Genomic DNA, 18,698 nt, shown 5'->3' on the forward strand with positions numbered 1-18,698 from the left:
ATGGGGATGTAGGTGTTGAAACGGCTCTGGCTGATTTTCGCGCAGGCGGTCACCGTCGCCCTGGCCGCCCTCTTCGTCGTCTCGACGCTGAAGCCGCAATGGCTGCACGAGGCACGGCTACCCCATGCCACCGTCGCCCAGACCGCACGCCAGATCGCCTTGCCCTCCTCGCCTGCCGCCTCCGTCGTGCGGGCCGGTTTCTCGCAGGCCGCTCGCGTCGCAGCGCCGGCCGTCGTCAGCATCACGGCCAGCAAGGCGCCGTCGCGCGCGGGCCGGGCACACGAGCAGCTGTTCGGCTTCCCGTTCGGGCTGCGCCAGCCCCGCGGCAGTCCCCAGCTTGGCCTGGGCTCGGGCGTCATCATCTCGGCCGACGGCGTGCTGCTGACCAACAACCATGTCGTCGAGGGCGCCTCCGACATCGAGGTCATGCTCAGCGACGGCCGCCAGGCCCAGGCCAAGCTCATCGGCACCGATCCCGAGACCGATGTGGCCGTGCTGAAGATCAGCCTGCCCGATCTGCCGGTCATCGCGATGGGCGATGCGGCCAGTCTGGCGGTCGGTGACGTCGTGCTGGCCATCGGCAACCCCTTCAATGTCGGCCAGACGGTCACGTCCGGCATCGTGTCGGCGCTGGGCCGCAATCAGCTGGGCATCAACACCTTCGAGAACTTCATCCAGACCGATGCCGCCATCAACCCCGGCAACTCGGGCGGCGCGCTGGTGGACGCCGATGGCCGGCTGGTGGGCATCAACACGGCGATCTTCTCGCGCAGCGGCGGGTCCCTGGGCATTGGCTTCGCCATCCCGGTCGACGTGGCCCGCCAGGTGGCGGCCTCGCTGCTGCAGGACGGTGTCGTCGCGCGCGGCTGGATCGGTGTGCAGACGCGCGAGCTGACGCCCGAGCTGGCCGAGGCGCTGAAGCTGGGCGACGCCAAGGGCGTGCTGATCGGCGGCGTCGTCAACGACGCGCCGGCGGCCAAGGCTGGCATCAAGCCGGGCGACGTGCTGACCCGCATCGGCGAGCATGCCGTCACGACGCCAGCCGAACTGCTGGCCAGCGTGGCGGCTCTCAAGCCCAGGAGCCAGGTCGACGTCGCTGTGCAGCGCGCCGGCAAGGCCATGCACTTCCAGCTCGCCGTGGCTCAGCGGCCCAAGCCGCAGCGCGATCAGGACGACTGATCGGGGGTGGTCTGCTCGGCCTCGTCGGGCGCCTTGGTATGGCGCACGAAGTAGGTGGACGCAAACAGCCCCACCTCATAGAGCAGGCACATCGGGATCGCCAGTGCGAGCTGTGAAACGATGTCGGGCGGCGTGATGACGGCGGCGATGATGAAGGCCACGACGATGAAGTAGCCGCGCCATTCGCGCAGCTTCTCCACGGACACGATGCCCATGCGCACCAGCACGACAACGACGATGGGCACCTCGAAGGCCGCACCGAAGGCGATGAACATGTTCATCACGAAGCCGAGATAGGCCTCGATGTCAGGCGCCGCCGTGATGCTCTTGGGCGCAAAGCTCTGGATGAAGGCGAAGACCTTCTTGAAGACGAAGAAGTAGCAGAAGGCCACGCCGCCGAAGAACAGCAGCGTGCTCGACACGACCAGCGGCATCACCAGGCGCTTCTCGTGCGAGTACAGGCCCGGCGCGACGAAGGCCCAGGCCTGGTAGAGCACGATGGGCAAAGCCAGCATGAAGGCGGCCAGCATGGTGATCTTGATCGGCACGAAGAAGGGCGCGATGACGTTGGTCGCGATCATCTTGGTGCCTTCGGGCAGGTTGGCCACGAGCGGCGCCGCCAGCCAGTCGTAAAGCTGGCTCGGCCCGGGGTAGAGGCACAGCACGCCGAAGCAGACCGCGATGGCGATGACGGCGCGCAGCAGCCGGTCGCGCAGCTCCATCAGGTGGGTGACGAAGGGCTGTTCGGTACCGGCCAGTTCGTCGTGGTCGGGGTTCTGGAAGGAGCTCATCGGTTCAGGCCTGGTGGGCGGAATCGCGCCACGCGGGCAGCTCCCGATTGGGTATGACGCTTCACACCGGCCTTCTGCTTGAACCACATCGGCGTCGACCCGCGCTTGAGGCGCCAGTTTTTCTTGGGGTGGCGGTACTCGGGCGGCGGTGGTGCGATCGTCGTGCCGGCTTCGTAGGATGAGTCGCTGGTCACGTCCTGCCAGGTCTGGTTCATCGCCTGCGTTGCGGTGTCCACCTCCTGGCGCACGCTCTGCTCGACGTCCTGGACCGCCGTCTGGAACTGGGTCTTCATCTTCTGAAGCTCCTCCAGTTCGATGGAGCGGTTGACCTCGGCCTTCACGTCCGCCACATAGCGCTGTGCCTTGCCCAGCAAGGTGCCCACCGTGCGAGCCACGCGCGGCAGCTTCTCGGGGCCGATGACGATCAAGGCCACCGCGCCGATCAGCGCGATCTTGTCGAAGCCGAAGTCAAGCACTTAGGACTTGGTCTTCGCGTCGACGTCGACCGTGTTCGGGTCATTGACCTTGCGGGCGGTGACCTGTTGGGGCGCAGCGGCTTGCTCTTCGGAAGTCGTGCCGTCCTTCACCCCATCCTTGAACCCCTTGACGGCAGCGCCGAGGTCGGAACCGACATTGCGCAGCTTCTTGGTGCCGAAGATGGCGATGACGACGACGAGGACGATCAGCCAGTGCCAAATACTGAATGAACCCATGATGTTGACTCCTTGTGGACTGGCTCAAATTCTAGGTGAGGGATGACCCTAGCATCCCGGGTCATTTCGAGGTCGATCGCGTTCCGGTGCGATCGTGCTCAGCCCTTAGGTTTGGTCACAACTCAGCCTTTCAACCACGGCCGAGGCCCGCCCATCACATGCAGATGCAGGTGCAACACCTCCTGACCGCCGTCCGGACCCGTGTTGATGACGTGGCGGAAGCCGTTGGTAACACCCAGTTCCTTCATCAAACGCGGGCCCAGGGCCGTCATCTTGCCCAGCAGCGCAGCCTCGGCCTCGGTCACGTCCGCCATGGAGGCGATGTGGCGCTTAGGGACGATGAGCACGTGGACCGGCGCCCAGGGGTGGATGTCATGGAAGGCCAGAACGTCCTCGTCCTCATAGGCCTTCTTGCTCGGAATCTGGCCGGCGACGATCTTGCAGAACAGGCAGTTGGGATCGTGAGTCATCTTTTTGCTCGCTTCAGACCGGCATGGGTTTGCCGTCGTTCCAGTTCAAGAAGCCCTTGACGAGGCGATAGAGGAACCAGATGCCGTCCACGGCGAGGATCACGAAGCCCACGCCCAGCAGCAAGGTGGCAAAGCCCAGGATGCCCCATACCAGGCTCCACCAGAAGGTACGGATCTGCCAGGTGAAATGGCTGGCGTAGACGGTGCCCGCGGTGTCCTCGCGCTTGATGTAGTTGATGATGATGGCCACGATGCCGGTGAAGCCGGTGAAGGCACTCAGGGCATAGAGGACATAGACCACCATCGTCAGCTGCTTGAGGCTGGCCAGCTTCTCGGCAGGCGCGCCGACATCCAGCGCCGCGGGGCTCGGATCGTTGTTCATGGGGCTTCTTTCGGCAGCTTGTTGCGGGACGCGAATTCTTCCAGGCCAGACAAGCCCTCGCGACGCGCAAGTTCCCGGAGCACGTCCTCGGGCTTCAGCCCGAAGTGGGCCAACGCCACCATGCTGTGAAACCACAGGTCGGCCACTTCATAGACGACCTTCTGGGCGTCGCCATCCTTGGCGGCCATGACGGTCTCGGTGGCTTCCTCGCCGACCTTTTTCAGGATGGCGTCCAGGCCCTTGTCGAAGAGCTTGGCGACGTAGCTAGTGCTCGGGTCGGCACCCTTGCGGGAGTCGATGACCGCGCCTATGCGGGAAAGGATGTCGTCACTCATAGATTTTTGCGGGGTCCTTCAGTACCGGCTCGGTGGCGCTCCAGACACCGTTCTCCAGCTTCTGGAAGAAGCAGCTGTGCCGGCCGGTGTGGCAGGCGATGCCCGGTTCGTGCCCGAGTTGGGTGATGGTCAGCAGCACGACGTCGTTGTCGCAGTCCATGCGAATGGCATGCACCTGCTGGAAATGACCGCTCTCCTCGCCCTTGTGCCAGAGCTTGCCGCGCGAGCGGCTCCAGTAGACGGCCTGGCCGCGCTCGGCCGTCAGGGCCAGGGCCTCGCGGTTCATCCACGCGAACATCAGCACGTCGCCCGTGCCCTGCTCCTGGGCGATGACAGGCACCAGGCCCTTGTCGTCCCATTTGATTTCGTCCAGCCAGTTCATTGCCCGCCCGGCCGCCCGAAGGGCAATGGCGCCCCCTCGGGGGACAGAGAACGAAGTGAACGTGGGGGCTGCGTTTCCATGGTTTCAGTCTAGGTGAGTGGGGCCGACGTGGTTGCGTTCTGCCGCGAACCAGTTCAGGACCGGGATGGTGCCCGGCAGCACAGGCTTGACCTGCACCGGCAGGCTGGCCCAGGCCATCTGCTGGTTCTCCAGCATCTGGAAATCGCCGGTCCACTCGAAGACCTTGCAGAAGTTCAAGCGCACCAACGCATGCGGGTAGTCGAAGATTTCCGTCTTCCAGGGATGCGCGGCGCCGATCTCGATGCCAATCTCCTCGCGCAGCTCACGCGCCAGCGCCTGCTCGATGCTTTCGCCCGGCTCGACCTTGCCGCCCGGGAATTCCCAGTAGCCGGCGTAGACCTTGCCCTCGGGGCGCGAGGTCAGCAAGAACTGGCCGTCAGGCGCGACGAGAACGCCAACCGCCACTTCGGTGATGGGACGTTCAGTCATTCGGCACGCCCTGCCATGTCGCGCGCGAACTGGTAAGCCACACGGCCCGAGCGCGAGCCGCGCTCCAGCGCCCAGATCAGCGCCGGCTGGCGTGCCCCTTCAATGGCGGCGTCGTCCACGCCAAAGTGGCGCAACCACTGCGCCACGATGGCCAGGTATTCGTTCTGGCTGAAGGGGTAGAAACTGATCCACAGCCCGAAGCGCTCGGACAGCGAAATCTTCTCCTCCACGGCCTCGCCGGGATGGATTTCGCCATGCTCGCCATGGGTGCCCGCAAGGTTGTCGACCATCTTCTCGGGCAGCAGGTGGCGGCGGTTGCTGGTGGCGTAGATCAGCACGTTGTCGGTGGCGGCAGCGACGGAGCCGTCGAGCACGCTCTTCAGCGCCTTGTAGCTGGCCTCGCCTTCGTCGAAGCTCAAGTCATCGCAGAAAACCACGAAGCGCTCCGGGCGAGCCGCGACCTGTTCGACCAGGTCCGGCAGGTCCACCAAGTCGGCCTTGTCGACTTCGATGAGGCGCAGGCCCTGGCTCGAAAACTCGTTGAGCACGGCCTTGATCAGCGAACTCTTGCCCGTGCCCTTGGCGCCCGTCAGGAGCACGTTGTTGGCCGGCTTGCCGGCGACGAACTGGGCGGTATTGCGCAGCAGCCGCTCCTTCTGCGGCTCGACTTCCTGCAGGTCTGACAGGCGGATGCGGCTGACGGCGCGCACCGGCTCAAGCACCAGGGCGCCATGGCGCCGGCGGGCGCGAAAGGCGGTGGAAGCAGCCCAGTCGGGCGGCGTGGCGGCGTGGGGCAGAACGGCTTCGAGCCGGGTCAGCAGGCCCTCGGCGCGGGTGAGGAAGGAATCCAGAGCGGCAGACATCGCCGCAGTTTAGGCGGGCAGGCTCAGGCGATCGCCTTGAGCGAGGCTTCGAGCTGCTCCGTCGGCAGCCGCTTGAAGCCCGAGCGGGCATAGCGCTGCAGCCGGCCAATGATGAAGCTGACCCAGACCGAGGCCTGAGCATTGGCCTGCACGGTCGGCGTCAGTGAACCCTGCGCCTCGGCTGCGGCGCGCAGTACCTGGCGCAGCGAGGATTCGATGCGGTCGAAGAACTGGTTCATGCGGGCCACCAGCCGCTCGTTCTCGTAGACCAGGGCGTCGCCCACCATCACCCGAGCCATGCCGGGATTCTTTTCGCCGAACTGCAGGATGACGCTGGCGATGCGCGCGGCCTTGCCAGGCGGCGGCAGGGGATGCGGCGAGTCGGCGATCTGGTTGACCAGGCCGAAGACGCTGCTCTCGATGAAATCGATCAGCGCCTCGAACATCTGCGCCTTGCTGGCGAAGTGGCGGTACAGGGCCGCCTCGCTGACGTCGAGCTTGGCTGCCAGCGCCGCCGTCGTGATTCGGTCGGCGCCCGGCTGCTCCAGCATGCCGGCCAGCACCTGCAGGATCTGCGTGCGGCGCTCGCCGGGCTTGGGGCGCTTCTTGGGGTTGGCAGCGGGGCTGTCGGCGGCGGGCTGGTCGGCGTCCATGCCGGCGATGTTAGGGCCTGTTACAGCCCTAGTCGCGCAGCCAGCCCAGGCGGCGAGCTTCGTAGATCGCTTCCACTTTGGAGCGCACGTGCAGCTTGCGGTAGACCCGCTTGACGTAGGTCATCACCGTGTGCGGCGAGACCTGCATGAACTGCGCGATCTCATCGAAGGTGAAGCCCTTGGCCGCCAGGTGCAGCACGCGCGATTCCTGCTCGGACAGGGCGACAACTTCCTCGTCGGCCATCGTCGCGGCCATGGCCTCCGGCGAGGGGCCGGTCGAGTTCTGCGACCCGGGGGCCAGACGCACCAGCAGGCGGCGGGCGATGACGGGGCTGATGGGGCTGCCGCCGGCGCGCAGAGAGCGCAGCTGGCCGGGCAGGTCCAGCGCCAGGCTGTCTTTCAGCAGATAGCCGGTGGCGCCAGCCTCGATGCTGGCGACCACATGCTGCTCATCGCCGAAGACGGAAATGACCATGACCTCGCACTGCGGCCGGGTCTGGGCCGCATGGCGGATCAGCTCGATGCCGCTGCCGCCAGGCAAGTCCAGGTCAACGAGCAGGACGTCGGGCTGCAACTGATCGAACATGCGCCGGCCCTGGGGCAGGTCGGGCGCGATGCCCAGCAGCTCGATGTCGGGCACGCTGCCCAGAGCGTGAGTGAAAGCCTCGCGGAAGCGGGCTTGGTCTTCGACGATCAGGACCGAGAACGGGGACATGGACTCTGTGGACTTTCCAAACGCGCGGAAGCCGCATTGTCAGGTGAGGATACCCCCTCATCCATGAGCGTCTTCCTTCAGAACAGGGGGTAGCGTAACAAGGCGGCCAGGGAACGCACCCGCTGGGTCACGTAGGCCGGGCGGTGCTGCAGGCGCCGGCCATCGGCCGCCTTGCGCAGCCAGCGCTGCATCCAGACGGTGCGCAGCCCCAGGCTGCGGGCCGATTTCTGGTGGATCAGCGTGTCTTCAACGAGGATGCAGCGTTCCGGCTTCAGCTTCAGGCGTGCCAGCACGATACGGAACATGCGCGTATCGGGCTTGGGGCGGGAGTGGCCGAAGATGATCATGTCCTCGACGCAGATCAGGCGCTCGAAGACGCCGGACAGCCCGATGGCCGCCAGCACGCGCTCGGCATAGCTGCGCGGCGCATTGGTCATCAGCAGCTTGCGCCCCGGCAGGCGGCGCAGCGCGGCCAGGTCATGGCCGTGGCCATGCAGATGGGCCTCCAGCCCGGGCAGGCGATGGGTCTCGCTGAGGAAATGCGCCGGCTTCACGCCATGGTGGCGCTGCAGCCCCGTCAGCGTTGCGCCATAGCGCTGCCAGTAGCGGTTGCGCAGAGCGGCGGCCTGCTCTTCCGTCAGGCCGAGGTAGGTGACCATATAGGCCGCCATCGACGCATTCAGCTCGGTGAACGCCCGATGCGAAGCGTTGTGCAGGGTGTCGTCGAGGTCGAACAGCCAGACCGGGTCGCGAGATTTCGTCACCCACTGATCATCGCAAGTCCTCGCCTTCGGCTCAGACGCGGAACGAGCATTCCGTCTCATCGAGACGAAATCATCGTGCCGTAGGCCTGATCGGTCAGTATTTCCAGCAGCATGGCGTGCGGCACGCGGCCGTCGATGATGTGCACGGCATTGACACCGCTCTTGGCCGCGTCAATGGCGCCGGCGATCTTGGGGATCATGCCGCCACTGATGGTGCCGTCGGCCACCAGCTCGTCGATGCGGCGCGGCGTCAGCTCGGTCAGCAGCTCGCCGTTCTTGTCCAGCACGCCGCGGATGTTGGTCAGCATCAGCAGCTTCTCGGCCTGCAGCACCGTGGCCAGCTTGGCGGCGACGACGTCGGCGTTGATGTTGTAGCTCTCGTTGTGCTCGCCAAAGCCGATGGGGCTGACGACGGGGATGAACTGGTCGTCCTGCAGGGCCTTCACGACGCTGGGGTCGATGGCGACGATGTCGCCGACCTGGCCGACGTCGTGCTCCTTGGCCGGGTCGTCCTTGTCCATCATCTTGAGCTTCTTCGCGCGGATCATGCCGCCGTCGCGGCCCGTGAGGCCCACGGCCTTGCCGCCGGCGGCATTGATGAGGCCGACGATGTCCTGCTGCACCTGGCCGGCCAGCACCCACTCGACGACCTCCATGGTTTCCTCGTCGGTGACGCGCATGCCCTGCACGAACTCGCCCTTCTTGCCCAGGCGGCTCAAGGCGCCTTCGATCTGCGGCCCGCCACCGTGCACGACGATGGGGTTCAGGCCGACGAGCTTGAGCAGCACCACGTCCTCGGCGAAGTCCTGCTGCAGGGCCGGGTCGGTCATGGCATTGCCGCCGTACTTGATGACGATGGTCTTGCCGTGGAACTTGCGGATGTAGGGCAGGGCCTGGGAAAGGATCTCGGCCTTCTCGCGCGGGGCGATGTGGGAGACGTCGGTGGTATGGGGGGTGGTCATGCGGCGGACTCCGGAAAGCAGCAGGCGGATTCTAGGGACGCCGCCATGGCGGTCGCTCCCACGACCCGCCAGCTTGAGGATGCATCCGGCGCATGCCCGCGGGTCACTTGCCGGCGAAAAACACCTGCCGCACGAAGGCCTTCACATCCGCTCGCGATTGCCGGAAGGCCGATTCGTTGCGCCCGACATGCACGCCCCGGATGACGCAGCTGTCGAAGAACTCCCCAAGCCTCGCCGCGTCGATGGTCGCGCCGGTGCGCTCGGCCGTGATCTTCCACGCCTCGATGTCCCAGCGCAGCACGCCGCAGGGCGCTGCCGACGTGGCCCCCTCCAGCAGGAAGGGCTGGTACATGGCGTCCCAGGAATGCGGCGCCCCGGCGTAGTTGATGGTGCGAGCCGGCGTGCCCGCCTCGGCGTAGCGCTCGGCCAACTGCTCGCAGGGCCGCGCCGTGGCGTAGTCGTCTTCAGCGCCGACGAGGTTGAGCAGCGGCGCCTTCGTCACTCGCGGCGACCAGTAGACCTGGTTGCATCCCGCGTACACCGGGATGTGCAGGGCGAAGCTCAGTTCACTCTTCACCACGGCACGGCGCAGCGGTTCGATGGCGGTCTGGAAGGCCACGCTTCCGCCGCGCGAGAAGCCCATGATGCCGATACGGGAAGCATCGATGCGCGGATGACCGGCGAGCAGCATCAGCGCCTGGAAGGCGTCCATCAGGTCGGCCGAGTAGGGAACAAGCGTCTGGTTCTCCGCCGTGCGCTTGACGCCGCGCGCCTCAAAGACGTGGACGACGAAGGTAGCGACGCCGATGTCGTTCAAGGCGTCGACCCATTGCGACATGCTGCCCTCCACGCCGGCGCTGCCATGCATCAGCACCATGGCCGGGACTTTGTCGCCGGCGCCCCTGGGCAGGCTCAGTTCGCCCCAGACGCGCTGCGCCGCCCAGTTCTGGCGGCGCTCGCGGGCGAGGTCGAACATGGTCTTGGGCGTGAAGCTGTCGAAGTCGATGCGCCCCTGCGTATCGGGTTTCAGGTCCTGGGCCGGCGTCGCGAACGGCAACGCCAGCAACAGCATGGCCAGCAGGCTGGCCGCAACGCGTATCAAAGCGGCATTCATCATGGCACCCATTCTGCGGGGGCCTGCTGCGCGCCACTGACAATGCCGCCATGCAAGCCAGCGCCTATCTCAAGCTCTCGGTCGCAGTCGCCCTCGTGACCATTGCGCTGAAGACCGCCGCGTGGTGGTGGACCGGCTCGGTCAGCCTGGCGGCCGACGCGTTGGAGTCCCTCGTCAACCTGGCCGGCGCCGTGTTCGCCCTGGCCATGGTGACCCTCGCGGCCCAGCCCCCCGACGAGGGCCACCCCTATGGTCACCACAAGGCCGAATACTTCTCCAGCGGCTTCGAGGGCATCCTCATCATCGCGGCCGGCCTGGGCATCCTGTGGGGCGCTGCGGACCGCTGGCAACACCCCCAGGCCTTGGAAGCCATCGGCGTCGGCGTCACGCTGGCCGTCGTCAGCTCGGCATTGAACGGTGCCATGGCCTGGGCCATGCTGCGCAAGGCGCGCGAGGTGCGCTCGGTGGCACTGGAGGGCGATGCGCGCCACCTGATCACCGACGTCTGGACCTCGGCCGGTGTCGTGGCCGGGCTGCTGGGTGTCATGGCCACTGGCTGGCAATGGCTGGACCCGTTGCTGGCCGTCATCGTGGCGCTGAACATCCTGCGCGAAGGCGTGCATCTGATGCGCGAGTCCACCGGTGGCCTGATGGACCAGGCCCTGGACGCCGAATCCATGACTCAGGTGACGGCGGTGCTGGACGGCTTTATCCATCCGCACGCCATCCGCTTCGACCACATCGCCAGCCGCGTGGCCGGCCAGCGTCGCTTCATCGACCTGCACATGCACATGCCGGCCAGCTGGACGCTGGGCCGCGCCGCGGCGCTGCGCGTGGATGTCGAGCAGGCGCTGATGAGTGCCGTGCCCGGGCTGCGCGCCAGCATCCAGCTGCTGCCCATGGACGTCGAGGCGCACAACATGGACGAGGAGGACCTGGTGTGATCGCGGTATTGCAAAGGGTGCGCGAGGCACGCGTGGAGGTGGGCGGCGCGGTCGTCGGCGCCATCGGCCACGGCTTTCTGATGCTGGTCTGCGCCGAACCCACCGACAGCGAGGTGACCGCCGAAAAGCTGATCACCAAGGTGCTGAAGCTGCGCGTCTTCAGCGACGACGCCGGCAAGATGAACCGCAGCCTGCAGGACGTGGCCGGCGGCCTGCTCATCGTCAGCCAGTTCACGCTGGCGGCCGACACGAGTGCCGGCAACCGGCCGAGCTTCACGGGCGCCGCGCCCGCCGAGCAGGGGCGCCGGCTCTACGAGCATGCGCTGGCGTTTGCACGAAGCCAGCACGCTGTCGTCGCCAATGGCGAGTTCGGTGCCGACATGCAGGTCCACCTCATCAACGACGGCCCCGTCACCATCCCGATACGGATGGTTTAGGGGTCCTTGAAGACGAGTTTGCACTGGCGCTTGTAGGCCCACCAGGCCGAGACCGTCGCCGTCATCAACGCCGTGAGCGCCGCCCAAGTCAGCACGGACCGGTAGGACGCCTCCTGTCCGCCATGCTGCAGGGCTTCGATGCCGCCCAGCACGGCGCATGCCAGCACGAACACCTGCAGGAAGCGCAAGAGCCAGAACTTCGCAAGGATCTTCACCACGAGGATCTCCTACCCGATCTCTATCGTCAGCCGCGACAGGCTGCCTGGCACAGGCCGCGCCAGCGCCAGTCCAGCCATGCGGTAGGCGTTCGCGCGCCGCATGGCCGGCAGCTCGGCACCCGCCTCGTCCCGCACTCGCTCCACACCATATCCGCGCGAGCCGACGCGGTAGGTCAGCTCGAAGCGCAAGTCCGCCAGCACCAGCTGCACGGTGAGCCCGTCCAGCAACGGCGGCATGACGGGATCGACGACGAGGGCGCCCTGCTCCAGCCTCAGGCCGAGCAGCGAGTTGATGACCAGACCCAGCGCGATGCCCGGGCCGCTGGAATAGATGCGCCAGCCACCGTCCAGCGCCACCTCACCCACCAACGCGCGGCCGTAGTGAGCTTGCGCCTCGTAGCGGTCGGCGAAGGCAGCGTCGGAGCTGGAGTAATAGCAATTGGCCTGGCGGCGGCTCGCGCTGGGCACGCGGTCGGTCAGTGCAATCGGGTGGGCCAGCGCGAGCGCCTGCAGGAAGGCTTCGGCGTGACCGAGATGGGCCAGCATCTGGGCATAGCGCAGATGGGCGTGCATGTACATGATGCCGATCTCGCGGCCGAAGAAGGTGCTGGTCTCGGCGCGCTGGAACAGCTGCGACGGGCCGCCGCGATAGGGCAGCGGCGCGTCGAACAGGCGGGCACCATCGGGGCCCTTCAGATGCTGCTCGATCAGCGCGGCCTGGATGGCGGCCTGTTCAGGGGTGAAGAGCTCGTCGATGACGGCATGCATCATCGGCAGCAGGCTGTAGCGCAGGCCGGTGCGGGTGTCCTGCGGGTGGATCCACAGCTCACGCTCGCCCTGCTCGGGAAAGAGGGCGTAGCCGGCGACGACATCGTCCTGCACCAGCAGGCGCTGGAACTCGGCGCGCACGCCCATGGCCTCGGCGGTCAGCGCGGCGGCGTCATGGCCTCGGCCGATCTGCGTGAAGGCCGTCGCCAGCGTGTGCAGCATCTGGTGGTGCAGCGTCACGGTCCAGGCGCTGCACAGGCGCTCGCGCAGCGCCGGGTCAGCCGGCTGCAGCGAGTCGTTCCAGTCGCCATGCCAGTAGGCGGCCAGCCCCGTGCCGGGTACGACGCGCTGGCGGATCAGCGCCAGCGCCCGCTCCACATGCGCCGCCAGCGGGGCCGGCTCGCCGCCATGGAAGGGCAGCACCTCGTCGAGCAGGCCGGCGTCGCCGCTGGCGATGAGGTATTGCGCCAGGCCCAGCAGCGGCCAGAAGACGATGTCGCCATGCGAGTCGCCGGCACGGATCTTGGCCTCGCGCTCGAAGAACATGAACCACTGCGGCCAATCGCCATCCGGGTTCTGGTTGCTGAAGACACGCAGCAGCAGATCGCGCACCGGTGCGGTCTGGCCCAGGGCCAGCAGCATTTCCAGCGGCCCCTGGCAGACATCGCGCGTGCCCCAACCGCCGCCCGAATACTGTTCCAGACCGCGCGGCGACAGGTAGTGCACCAGGGCGTTGTGGGCATACCAGGGCAGGATGTCGCTCAACTGTGCCAGGGCCGGGTGCTGCCACTGCGGCAGCGCGAGGGGCTGGGCGGCCGGCGGCACGGTCTCGAGCAGCTCGCCGCGCAGCGTCAGCAAGAAGGCCTGGGCGGGCGAGAAGTCGAGGCAGACCAGCGGCTCGCCGCGGCTGACACCGTCGTCGAACAGCCGGCCGTCGTCGCCCACGATGGCCAGGCCCGGCGCGTCGATGACGAGGCCGCCACCGGGAAAGCGTTCCGCCAGCTCGCTGCCTTCGGGCGGCGTGATGCGCAGCCGGCTGCCACTGTGCTCCCACACGGGCTTGAATGGCGCGGCGCCATCGTCACCGCCCACGGCCAGATTGAGGCTGGCGCGCAGGCGCAGCGCCCGGCCCTTGAGCATGCGCACGCTCAGCGCCATCGCATCCGGCGTGGCGCCGGCCGACGCGACGACCTCGATGACGCTGGTATCAAAGGCATAGAGCCAGCGGCAACGCTGCGGCTGGATCTCGAAAGCCGACGGCAGGCCGAGCAGCAGCCAGTCGCTCACCTGTGGCTGCACGAACAACCGCAGGCCGGCCGTGCAGAACAGGCCGAGCAGGCTGCGCTGCGTGGACAGCAGGCGGTTGATGCTGACATGGCCCTGGGTCAGCATGGAATGGAAGACACCGCCCATCCAGCAGGTGGAAGTCAGCGCGCCTTCGTCAGGCACGAGATGGTCGCCGCTGCGCAGGATGTGGCCGTGGGGCCGCCGCACCAGCAGTTCCTTGGCGCGCAACACGACGTGGGTCGCCTCGCCGGTGAAGAAACTCAAGCGCTGGTTGCCCTGCCATTCCTCATGGCGACGCTCGCCGGGGATGTAGGCGGCCAGGTCCTCGTCGCTGAAGTCCCGGCTGGCCAGCATCGATGCGCTGGCGAACAGGCTGGGCGCCGGCAAGAGGCCCGGTGCGTCCAGCATGTTGGATGGCTGGGCCTCGGGCAGCGCCAGCAGCGTGGGCAGCCGGGCCAGGTCGGCGTCGCTGCTGGCCCCGGGATGATGGGCTTGCAGCGCCAGGAAAAAGCCCGCCGCCGCGCGCTCACCGGGCGCGATCGGCAGGGCCTCGTCCTGCAACCCGACCAGGGCGTGCTCGTGCTGCAGGCGCTGACCCGGCAGGCCGCTCAACAGCCCTGGCGGCAAGGCGCCCTCACGCGCGGCATGGCCCCAGACCTGGCTGGCATCGGTCGCAAAACTCTCCGCGCGGCGCAACGAGCCGGCCAGCAGCCAGGGGTGCTTGCCGCCCTGCGCCTGGTTCTGGCGTGCGGCCAGCAGCACGCCGTGGCCGGGGTGCTGCAGCGGCTGCAGGTCGATGTAGTGGCTGACATAGAACTCGTTGGTGCGCGCGGCGCCATAGTCGGCCAGGCCCACGTCCTGCACCAGCACGGGTGCGATCTCGCAGGCGGTGTCGCTAACGTTCGCGGCCTGCAGATGCCAGAACAGCACGGGCTCATCTGCGGCCAGGCGCAGTTGCAGGCGCAGGGCCAGGCCGTCCCACTCACCGCGCATCTCGAAGGCACCTTCGTCGGTGTGCGCGCTCAGCGGCGAGAGCGGCCCCAGCAGCGCTGCGATGCGCCAATTGCCGCCCGCATCGCGCCGGCGCAGCCAGACATTGGCCGGCCCGCCTTCCAGCTCGTTGCCGGGGAAGAGGTTGAGCATCAGCGCCGGCCCGAACATCAGGCGGCGCAGCGCGCCATGGGACAGCAGCTCGGCCTCAAGGCCGACTTTGTTGCCAAGGGAGTGAACGGTCATGTTTGTCGCTGCGCCAACAGCCAGGGCAGCAGTCCAGGATCTTGATAGGCCGGCGTCCAGGAGTCGTGGCCGACACCGGGGTAGATGGTCAGTGATGCAGTGCCACCGGCCGCGCGCAGCGCCTCGACACAGGCGATGTGCGGCGCCAACGGCACGACTTGGTCCTGCTCGCCGTGATAGCCGCGCACCGGCACGCCGCGCATGGCGGACACCTTGGCCGGGTCGCCAAAGCCGCAGACAGGTGCGATGGCCGCGAGGTCGCGCGGGAAGGCCGTGGCCCAGTGCCACACGCCGAAGCCGCCGAGGGACAGGCCGGTACCGACGCAGCGCTGCGGATCGATATTGAGCCTGGCCTTGAGGGCGCCGAGCAGCTTGTGCAATCGCTCGGGGTCCCAACGCAGGTTGTCCTCGAGCTGCGGGCTGACAACGATGCACGGATAGTCGGCGCCGACGGCGACCAGCTTGGGCGGGCCGTGGACCTTGACCTTCTCCAGGTCGGTGCCACGCTCGCCCGAGCCGTGCAGAAAGACAACCAGCGGCCAGGCTTCGGTGCGTTGGCTGTATTCGCGCGGCAGCCAGATCCAGAAGCGCTGGCCTTCGGGCTCCCAGGCGCGCTGCTCGCCGGCGGCCAGGCCGGCAGGCGTGGGCGGCAAGGCCGCGCAGGCGCTGAGCAGAGCCGGCGTCGTCAACAGCAACTGGCGGCGGTTCATCGTCATGGCGTGGGCTCCAGCTGGATGGTGGTGGCGTTGGCGGGCAGGGGCAGTTCGCGATCCTGCCAGCTCAGGCCCTGAGTCTCGACGTTAGCGCGCGGCAACCGCTCCGTACCCGGCCAGGCCAGGCGCAAATCACCAGGCAGTCGTTCGGGCCGGCGGTCGATATGCAGCGTCCAGCCGCCATCGGCGCGTTTGAGCAAGCGATAGTCCAGCCGCCCCCAGGCCGTGGACAGGCCGGCCACGCCGATGTCGCCCGCCATGCGCCAGGCGGGCGAAAGGCCAGCGCCGAGCACGAGGCTGCCGGTGGCTTTGCGCTCGTAGGCCAGCAGGTCCAGGGCCGCGCGCAGGTAGTCGGACGAGATCCAGGCATGCGGCATGTCGCCCAGGAAGCGGGCCTCGCGCGCATCGGGCCGCACCACCTCGGCCCACTGGTTCCAGCCCATCGGGCGCTGGTGCGTGAAGAACCAGGCCAGCAGCCGGTGCGCTTCATCCACCCGACCCAGGCGCACCAGGGCGCTGACATTGCGCAGTTCGTAGGGCGTGTAGTCCGCCCAGGCCTTGCGACCCGTGATGCGGGCCTCGGCTTCCGACACATAGCGGTCGAAGGTGCCGCGCAACAGCTCGGGTGGCAGCTTGTCGGCCTGGGCCGGGTTGAGGGCCATGGTCGTCGACGTCGCGTCGAAGTCGCCGCGGTCGGCGGCGCCGGCGATGTGGTTCAGCTGGTAGTGCTTCGCGGTCGCGACGATGGAAGCACTCAGGTCGGCCTCGAACTCGTCGCGTGACACGGCCCAGCGCACGGCGTTGCTCGTGTCGCCCAGGGCCTGGGCGATCTGCACCGCATCCTTGTAGCCGCGCAAGGCCCAGAAGTCGTCCCAATAGGAATAGGCCGGCTTGTCGCTGTAGCCCTCGTGGCTGATGGACGGCGGCATCAGCCCCTTGAAGCGCGGGTCGGCACCCGGCTTGCGTTCACTCTGGCGCAGGGCCTCCATCCACGCCACGACGCGCTGCACCTTGGGCCAGTGGCGCTCCAGCAGCGCGCGATCCTGGGTGTGACGCCAGAGCTCGGCGACGGCAAACAGGTATTGGCCGTGGCTGTCGTTCTCGACGACGGGGTCGGCGCCGCGCTGGTCGACGCAGCAGGGCACCTTGCCCGACTCGAAGATATAGCCGCCATACCAGTCGACGAACTCGCGCGCGGCCTGGGCCTCACCCATGCGCACGAGGCCGGCCACCATCATGGCGCCATCGCGCACCCACGAGCGGGCATAGGAGCGCGTGCCGGGGCGCAGTGCGGGGCCGTCGCGGGACACGAGGATCTGCGCCAGCGCGCTGCGCATGGTGTCGGCGATGGGCTGGGCCTGGGGCGGCAGGTTCAGTTCCAGCACGCCGAGGCGGTCGCGCCATTGCGCGGCGGCGACGGCCAGGCGGGTGTCGAGGGCCCCCGCATCACCGCCCGTCACCCAGCCCAGGCTGCGTGCCTCGCCCGGTGCGAGTTCGATGTCGAAGCGCATCAGCGCGGAGGGCAGTAGCTCGGCGTCCGCCAGTTGCGTGAGGGGCGGCGCCTGCAGCAGCGTGGCGAAGCCGGGGCCGGCGCTCCACGATGCGGCGCGCACTTCGACCGGCGTCTCGCGTGGCTGGATGGCCAGGCCGGCAGCAGTCAACTTGCCATCGGCCCAGGCCACGGTGGGCAGAGGACTGATGCCTCCTTGTGTCGACAGGAATTGCTGCGGCGGGTTGACCTGCCAGGGGCGCAATGCCAGCAGCAGCGAATAGCGCTGCGGTTTGCTGGTCGGGTTGCGCAGCGTGTAGCGGGCCAGCAGCTGCGGCGCCTTGGCCGGGCCGTCGGCGCCGGCTTCGACACGCAACTCGACGTCTGCATGCTGCCACCGCACGACGGGCAAGGCGTGCTCGATGAGGCTGTGCCCCGTGCGCACCTGAGCCCAAGTGACGAGACGACCATCAGCCAGGCGCACGGTCGGCTCGATACTGGGGCCGCCGCGGGTCAGCTCGATGGCACCGTCTTCGCTGACCAGGCCCGAGCGCTGGGCACCGCCATCCACGCCGACGACGGTCCAGTAATTCTGTTCGCCGAGGAAGGCCCGCGGCAGCTCGCCGCGCGGCAGGGACTTGGCCAGCTCAGCGACGGCGGCGTTGCGGTCCGGCCATTGCGCGGCGTCGCGCAACTCGACCTCAGGCGGCTTTTTTCCTTCGTAACGCAGGCGCAGCCAGCGCCATTCCTGCTCGCCGAAGAACAGCGCGCGGCCGGGCTGGGTGGACAGCGTCTTCCAGCGCCGGTTGTCGTCGGAGACCTCGATGCGCATGGCCGCGCCGCTGGCAAACCACAGGCCGTTGAACTCGCGCAAGGACTGGAAGTCCAGCGTCATCTCGCTGGCACCCAGCCTGCGACGCGGCTCCGGCCAGGCTTTGGGCGCGGGCTCGCGCGGCTCCAGGCCCAGGGCGCCGACGCACAGGGCGCCTGCCCCGCCGCCTTGCTGGCCGGCGACGACGACAAATTCGATGAACTGGCTGCGCTTGAGCACGCGGTCCTCGGTCGGCCCCCAGGCGAAGGCGACGTGGCGGCGCTTGAAGCGCGTCTCGGTCAGCGTGTCGGGTAGGGTCAGCGCCGGGCGATTGATCCACCAGACGTTGTCGCCGCTGGCGTCGACGAACTTGATCTGCACGTCGTTGCCGGTGGTCTTGCCCTTGAGCTGGGTCGTCAGCGCGAAGTCGGCCGGCCAGTCCAGCGGCAGTTCGCGGCGCAGGACGGCATAGCCCGACACGCCGGCAAAGTCGTAGTCGAGGCAGAGGGAGTCGTCGCGAGAGTCTTGTCGAAGGGTAGCCTTGACCTGGTCGGAGGCGGTGGCTTTCCAGCGGGTGGCGTCCTTCATGTCATCGAGGATGGCGGCGTGAGACGCAAGGCACGCGAGTAGGGTGCAAGTCAGCAAGACGTAGAGAAACCTTCTCATGGCTTGGCGGCTGCAGGTTGAGAGGTAAGGCCCATGCCGGGAGTTCGCCCCGGCGGGCGACCTACTTTCTTGTGCGAACAAGAAAGTAGGCAAAGAAGTCGCCCCCGAACCGCCCGCCCCTTTGCTTCGCAGCGGGGTGCCCTGCGGTACTCAGCCCTTGAGGCCCCGCGCAAAACTCCCTTCGCTACGCTGCGGTCAAACAGTTGCGCGGAGTCAGTTCTTGAGGCGCGCTGCGCGCGCGGCCTCAAGGTCTTGCGTTCCTCGGCGGGCTCAAAGGGGGGGAGAAAACCACCTCG

The 18,698-nt window shown here is 67.7% G+C and carries 21 protein-coding genes; 3 read left to right on the top strand and 18 right to left on the bottom strand.

What is annotated here, in order from left to right; all coding sequences use genetic code 11:
- Positions 1–12 precede the first annotated feature (12 nt).
- On the top strand, positions 13–1,179 hold the full coding sequence (locus AC1DW0_RS22750) for a S1C family serine protease (protein ID WP_477948172.1): 1,167 nt from the start codon (positions 13–15) through the stop codon (positions 1,177–1,179).
- On the opposite strand, the gene tatC is transcribed toward AC1DW0_RS22750, so the two are convergent.
- The 14 genes from tatC to AC1DW0_RS22820 all read right to left on the bottom strand — a co-directional run bounded on the left by tatC (position 1,167) and on the right by AC1DW0_RS22820 (position 9,836).
- On the bottom strand, positions 1,167–1,970 hold the full coding sequence (gene tatC / locus AC1DW0_RS22755; RefSeq protein WP_457351473.1) for a twin-arginine translocase subunit TatC: 804 nt from the start codon (positions 1,968–1,970) through the stop codon (positions 1,167–1,169). The genes AC1DW0_RS22750 and tatC overlap by 13 nt on opposite strands.
- Positions 1,967–2,446, bottom strand: a complete 480-nt coding sequence (tatB, locus tag AC1DW0_RS22760) for a Sec-independent protein translocase protein TatB (RefSeq protein ID WP_457324414.1) — start codon at positions 2,444–2,446, stop codon at positions 1,967–1,969. Before tatB ends, tatC begins: the two co-directional genes overlap by 4 nt.
- Positions 2,447–2,683 (bottom strand): Sec-independent protein translocase subunit TatA, encoded by a 237-nt coding sequence (gene tatA, locus AC1DW0_RS22765; protein WP_056192876.1) that lies wholly within the window; start codon positions 2,681–2,683, stop codon positions 2,447–2,449.
- A gap of 122 nt (positions 2,684–2,805) precedes the next feature.
- Entirely contained in the window at positions 2,806–3,153 is a 348-nt protein-coding gene (locus tag AC1DW0_RS22770) for a histidine triad nucleotide-binding protein (RefSeq protein ID WP_477948174.1), read from the bottom strand.
- Between the two features lie 13 nt (positions 3,154–3,166).
- Positions 3,167–3,535, bottom strand: coding sequence for a DUF4870 family protein (locus AC1DW0_RS22775; RefSeq protein WP_457326339.1), 369 nt, complete (start codon positions 3,533–3,535; stop codon positions 3,167–3,169).
- On the bottom strand, positions 3,532–3,870 hold the full coding sequence (locus tag AC1DW0_RS22780; protein WP_477948176.1) for a phosphoribosyl-ATP diphosphatase: 339 nt from the start codon (positions 3,868–3,870) through the stop codon (positions 3,532–3,534). Before AC1DW0_RS22780 ends, AC1DW0_RS22775 begins: the two co-directional genes overlap by 4 nt.
- Positions 3,863–4,252, bottom strand: a complete 390-nt coding sequence (gene hisI / locus AC1DW0_RS22785) for a phosphoribosyl-AMP cyclohydrolase (RefSeq protein WP_477948178.1) — start codon at positions 4,250–4,252, stop codon at positions 3,863–3,865. The genes AC1DW0_RS22780 and hisI overlap by 8 nt, the downstream gene beginning before the upstream one ends.
- Positions 4,253–4,336: 84 nt before the next feature.
- Positions 4,337–4,762 (bottom strand): NUDIX domain-containing protein, encoded by a 426-nt coding sequence (locus tag AC1DW0_RS22790; RefSeq protein ID WP_457351477.1) that lies wholly within the window; start codon positions 4,760–4,762, stop codon positions 4,337–4,339.
- Positions 4,759–5,625 (bottom strand): ATP-binding protein, encoded by an 867-nt coding sequence (locus AC1DW0_RS22795; protein WP_056192890.1) that lies wholly within the window; start codon positions 5,623–5,625, stop codon positions 4,759–4,761. The genes AC1DW0_RS22790 and AC1DW0_RS22795 overlap by 4 nt, the downstream gene beginning before the upstream one ends.
- A gap of 23 nt (positions 5,626–5,648) precedes the next feature.
- Entirely contained in the window at positions 5,649–6,278 is a 630-nt protein-coding gene (gene slmA / locus AC1DW0_RS22800; RefSeq protein WP_056192893.1) for a nucleoid occlusion factor SlmA, read from the bottom strand.
- Between the two features lie 28 nt (positions 6,279–6,306).
- Positions 6,307–6,993, bottom strand: a complete 687-nt coding sequence (locus AC1DW0_RS22805; protein ID WP_056192896.1) for a response regulator — start codon at positions 6,991–6,993, stop codon at positions 6,307–6,309.
- A 77-nt stretch (positions 6,994–7,070) separates the two neighbouring features.
- Positions 7,071–7,757, bottom strand: coding sequence for a pyrimidine 5'-nucleotidase (locus AC1DW0_RS22810; protein WP_056192898.1), 687 nt, complete (start codon positions 7,755–7,757; stop codon positions 7,071–7,073).
- A 56-nt stretch (positions 7,758–7,813) separates the two neighbouring features.
- On the bottom strand, positions 7,814–8,719 hold the full coding sequence (gene argB / locus AC1DW0_RS22815) for an acetylglutamate kinase (RefSeq protein ID WP_056192901.1): 906 nt from the start codon (positions 8,717–8,719) through the stop codon (positions 7,814–7,816).
- A 103-nt stretch (positions 8,720–8,822) separates the two neighbouring features.
- On the bottom strand, positions 8,823–9,836 hold the full coding sequence (locus AC1DW0_RS22820) for a dienelactone hydrolase family protein (protein WP_477948181.1): 1,014 nt from the start codon (positions 9,834–9,836) through the stop codon (positions 8,823–8,825).
- A gap of 47 nt (positions 9,837–9,883) precedes the next feature.
- Here AC1DW0_RS22820 and AC1DW0_RS22825 point away from each other — a divergent pair, with 47 nt between their 5' ends.
- Complete coding sequence (locus tag AC1DW0_RS22825; RefSeq protein WP_477948183.1) at positions 9,884–10,777, top strand: cation diffusion facilitator family transporter; 894 nt, start codon at positions 9,884–9,886, stop codon at positions 10,775–10,777.
- Positions 10,774–11,214 (top strand): D-aminoacyl-tRNA deacylase, encoded by a 441-nt coding sequence (gene dtd, locus AC1DW0_RS22830; protein ID WP_477948185.1) that lies wholly within the window; start codon positions 10,774–10,776, stop codon positions 11,212–11,214. The genes AC1DW0_RS22825 and dtd overlap by 4 nt, the downstream gene beginning before the upstream one ends.
- Here the strand turns inward: dtd and AC1DW0_RS22835 are convergent.
- The 4 genes from AC1DW0_RS22835 to AC1DW0_RS22850 are packed head-to-tail and all read right to left on the bottom strand — an operon-like array spanning position 11,211 to position 18,324.
- On the bottom strand, positions 11,211–11,429 hold the full coding sequence (locus tag AC1DW0_RS22835; protein WP_477948187.1) for a hypothetical protein: 219 nt from the start codon (positions 11,427–11,429) through the stop codon (positions 11,211–11,213). The genes dtd and AC1DW0_RS22835 overlap by 4 nt on opposite strands.
- Positions 11,430–11,441: 12 nt before the next feature.
- Positions 11,442–14,723, bottom strand: coding sequence for a hypothetical protein (locus AC1DW0_RS22840; protein ID WP_477948189.1), 3,282 nt, complete (start codon positions 14,721–14,723; stop codon positions 11,442–11,444).
- Positions 14,720–15,439: a carboxylesterase family protein gene (locus AC1DW0_RS22845; RefSeq protein ID WP_477948191.1), complete on the bottom strand. Its 720-nt coding sequence runs from the start codon at positions 15,437–15,439 to the stop codon at positions 14,720–14,722. Before AC1DW0_RS22845 ends, AC1DW0_RS22840 begins: the two co-directional genes overlap by 4 nt.
- A complete protein-coding gene (locus AC1DW0_RS22850) occupies positions 15,436–18,324 on the bottom strand; it encodes a glucosidase family protein (RefSeq protein WP_477948193.1) in 2,889 nt (962 codons plus the stop codon). Before AC1DW0_RS22850 ends, AC1DW0_RS22845 begins: the two co-directional genes overlap by 4 nt.
- Positions 18,325–18,698 lie beyond the last annotated feature (374 nt).

This window comes from Roseateles sp. P4_D2 (assembly GCF_056401875.1).

What these genes read in the sequence shown, in the direction of transcription:
- tatC (WP_457351473.1), bottom strand. Translation starts at nt 1,970, where the DNA reads ATGAGCTCCTTCCAGAACCCCGACCACGACGAACTGGCCGGTACCGAA.
- tatA (WP_056192876.1), bottom strand. Translation starts at nt 2,683, where the DNA reads ATGGGTTCATTCAGTATTTGGCACTGGCTGATCGTCCTCGTCGTCGTC.
- AC1DW0_RS22770 (WP_477948174.1), bottom strand. Translation starts at nt 3,153, where the DNA reads ATGACTCACGATCCCAACTGCCTGTTCTGCAAGATCGTCGCCGGCCAG.
- AC1DW0_RS22775 (WP_457326339.1), bottom strand. Translation starts at nt 3,535, where the DNA reads ATGAACAACGATCCGAGCCCCGCGGCGCTGGATGTCGGCGCGCCTGCC.
- AC1DW0_RS22780 (WP_477948176.1), bottom strand. Translation starts at nt 3,870, where the DNA reads ATGAGTGACGACATCCTTTCCCGCATAGGCGCGGTCATCGACTCCCGC.
- hisI (WP_477948178.1), bottom strand. Translation starts at nt 4,252, where the DNA reads ATGAACTGGCTGGACGAAATCAAATGGGACGACAAGGGCCTGGTGCCT.
- AC1DW0_RS22790 (WP_457351477.1), bottom strand. Translation starts at nt 4,762, where the DNA reads ATGACTGAACGTCCCATCACCGAAGTGGCGGTTGGCGTTCTCGTCGCG.
- AC1DW0_RS22795 (WP_056192890.1), bottom strand. Translation starts at nt 5,625, where the DNA reads ATGTCTGCCGCTCTGGATTCCTTCCTCACCCGCGCCGAGGGCCTGCTG.
- slmA (WP_056192893.1), bottom strand. Translation starts at nt 6,278, where the DNA reads ATGGACGCCGACCAGCCCGCCGCCGACAGCCCCGCTGCCAACCCCAAG.
- AC1DW0_RS22805 (WP_056192896.1), bottom strand. Translation starts at nt 6,993, where the DNA reads ATGTCCCCGTTCTCGGTCCTGATCGTCGAAGACCAAGCCCGCTTCCGC.
- argB (WP_056192901.1), bottom strand. Translation starts at nt 8,719, where the DNA reads ATGACCACCCCCCATACCACCGACGTCTCCCACATCGCCCCGCGCGAG.
- AC1DW0_RS22820 (WP_477948181.1), bottom strand. Translation starts at nt 9,836, where the DNA reads ATGATGAATGCCGCTTTGATACGCGTTGCGGCCAGCCTGCTGGCCATG.
- AC1DW0_RS22825 (WP_477948183.1), top strand. Translation starts at nt 9,884, where the DNA reads ATGCAAGCCAGCGCCTATCTCAAGCTCTCGGTCGCAGTCGCCCTCGTG.
- AC1DW0_RS22840 (WP_477948189.1), bottom strand. Translation starts at nt 14,723, where the DNA reads ATGACCGTTCACTCCCTTGGCAACAAAGTCGGCCTTGAGGCCGAGCTG.
- AC1DW0_RS22845 (WP_477948191.1), bottom strand. Translation starts at nt 15,439, where the DNA reads ATGACGATGAACCGCCGCCAGTTGCTGTTGACGACGCCGGCTCTGCTC.
- AC1DW0_RS22850 (WP_477948193.1), bottom strand. Translation starts at nt 18,324, where the DNA reads ATGAAGGACGCCACCCGCTGGAAAGCCACCGCCTCCGACCAGGTCAAG.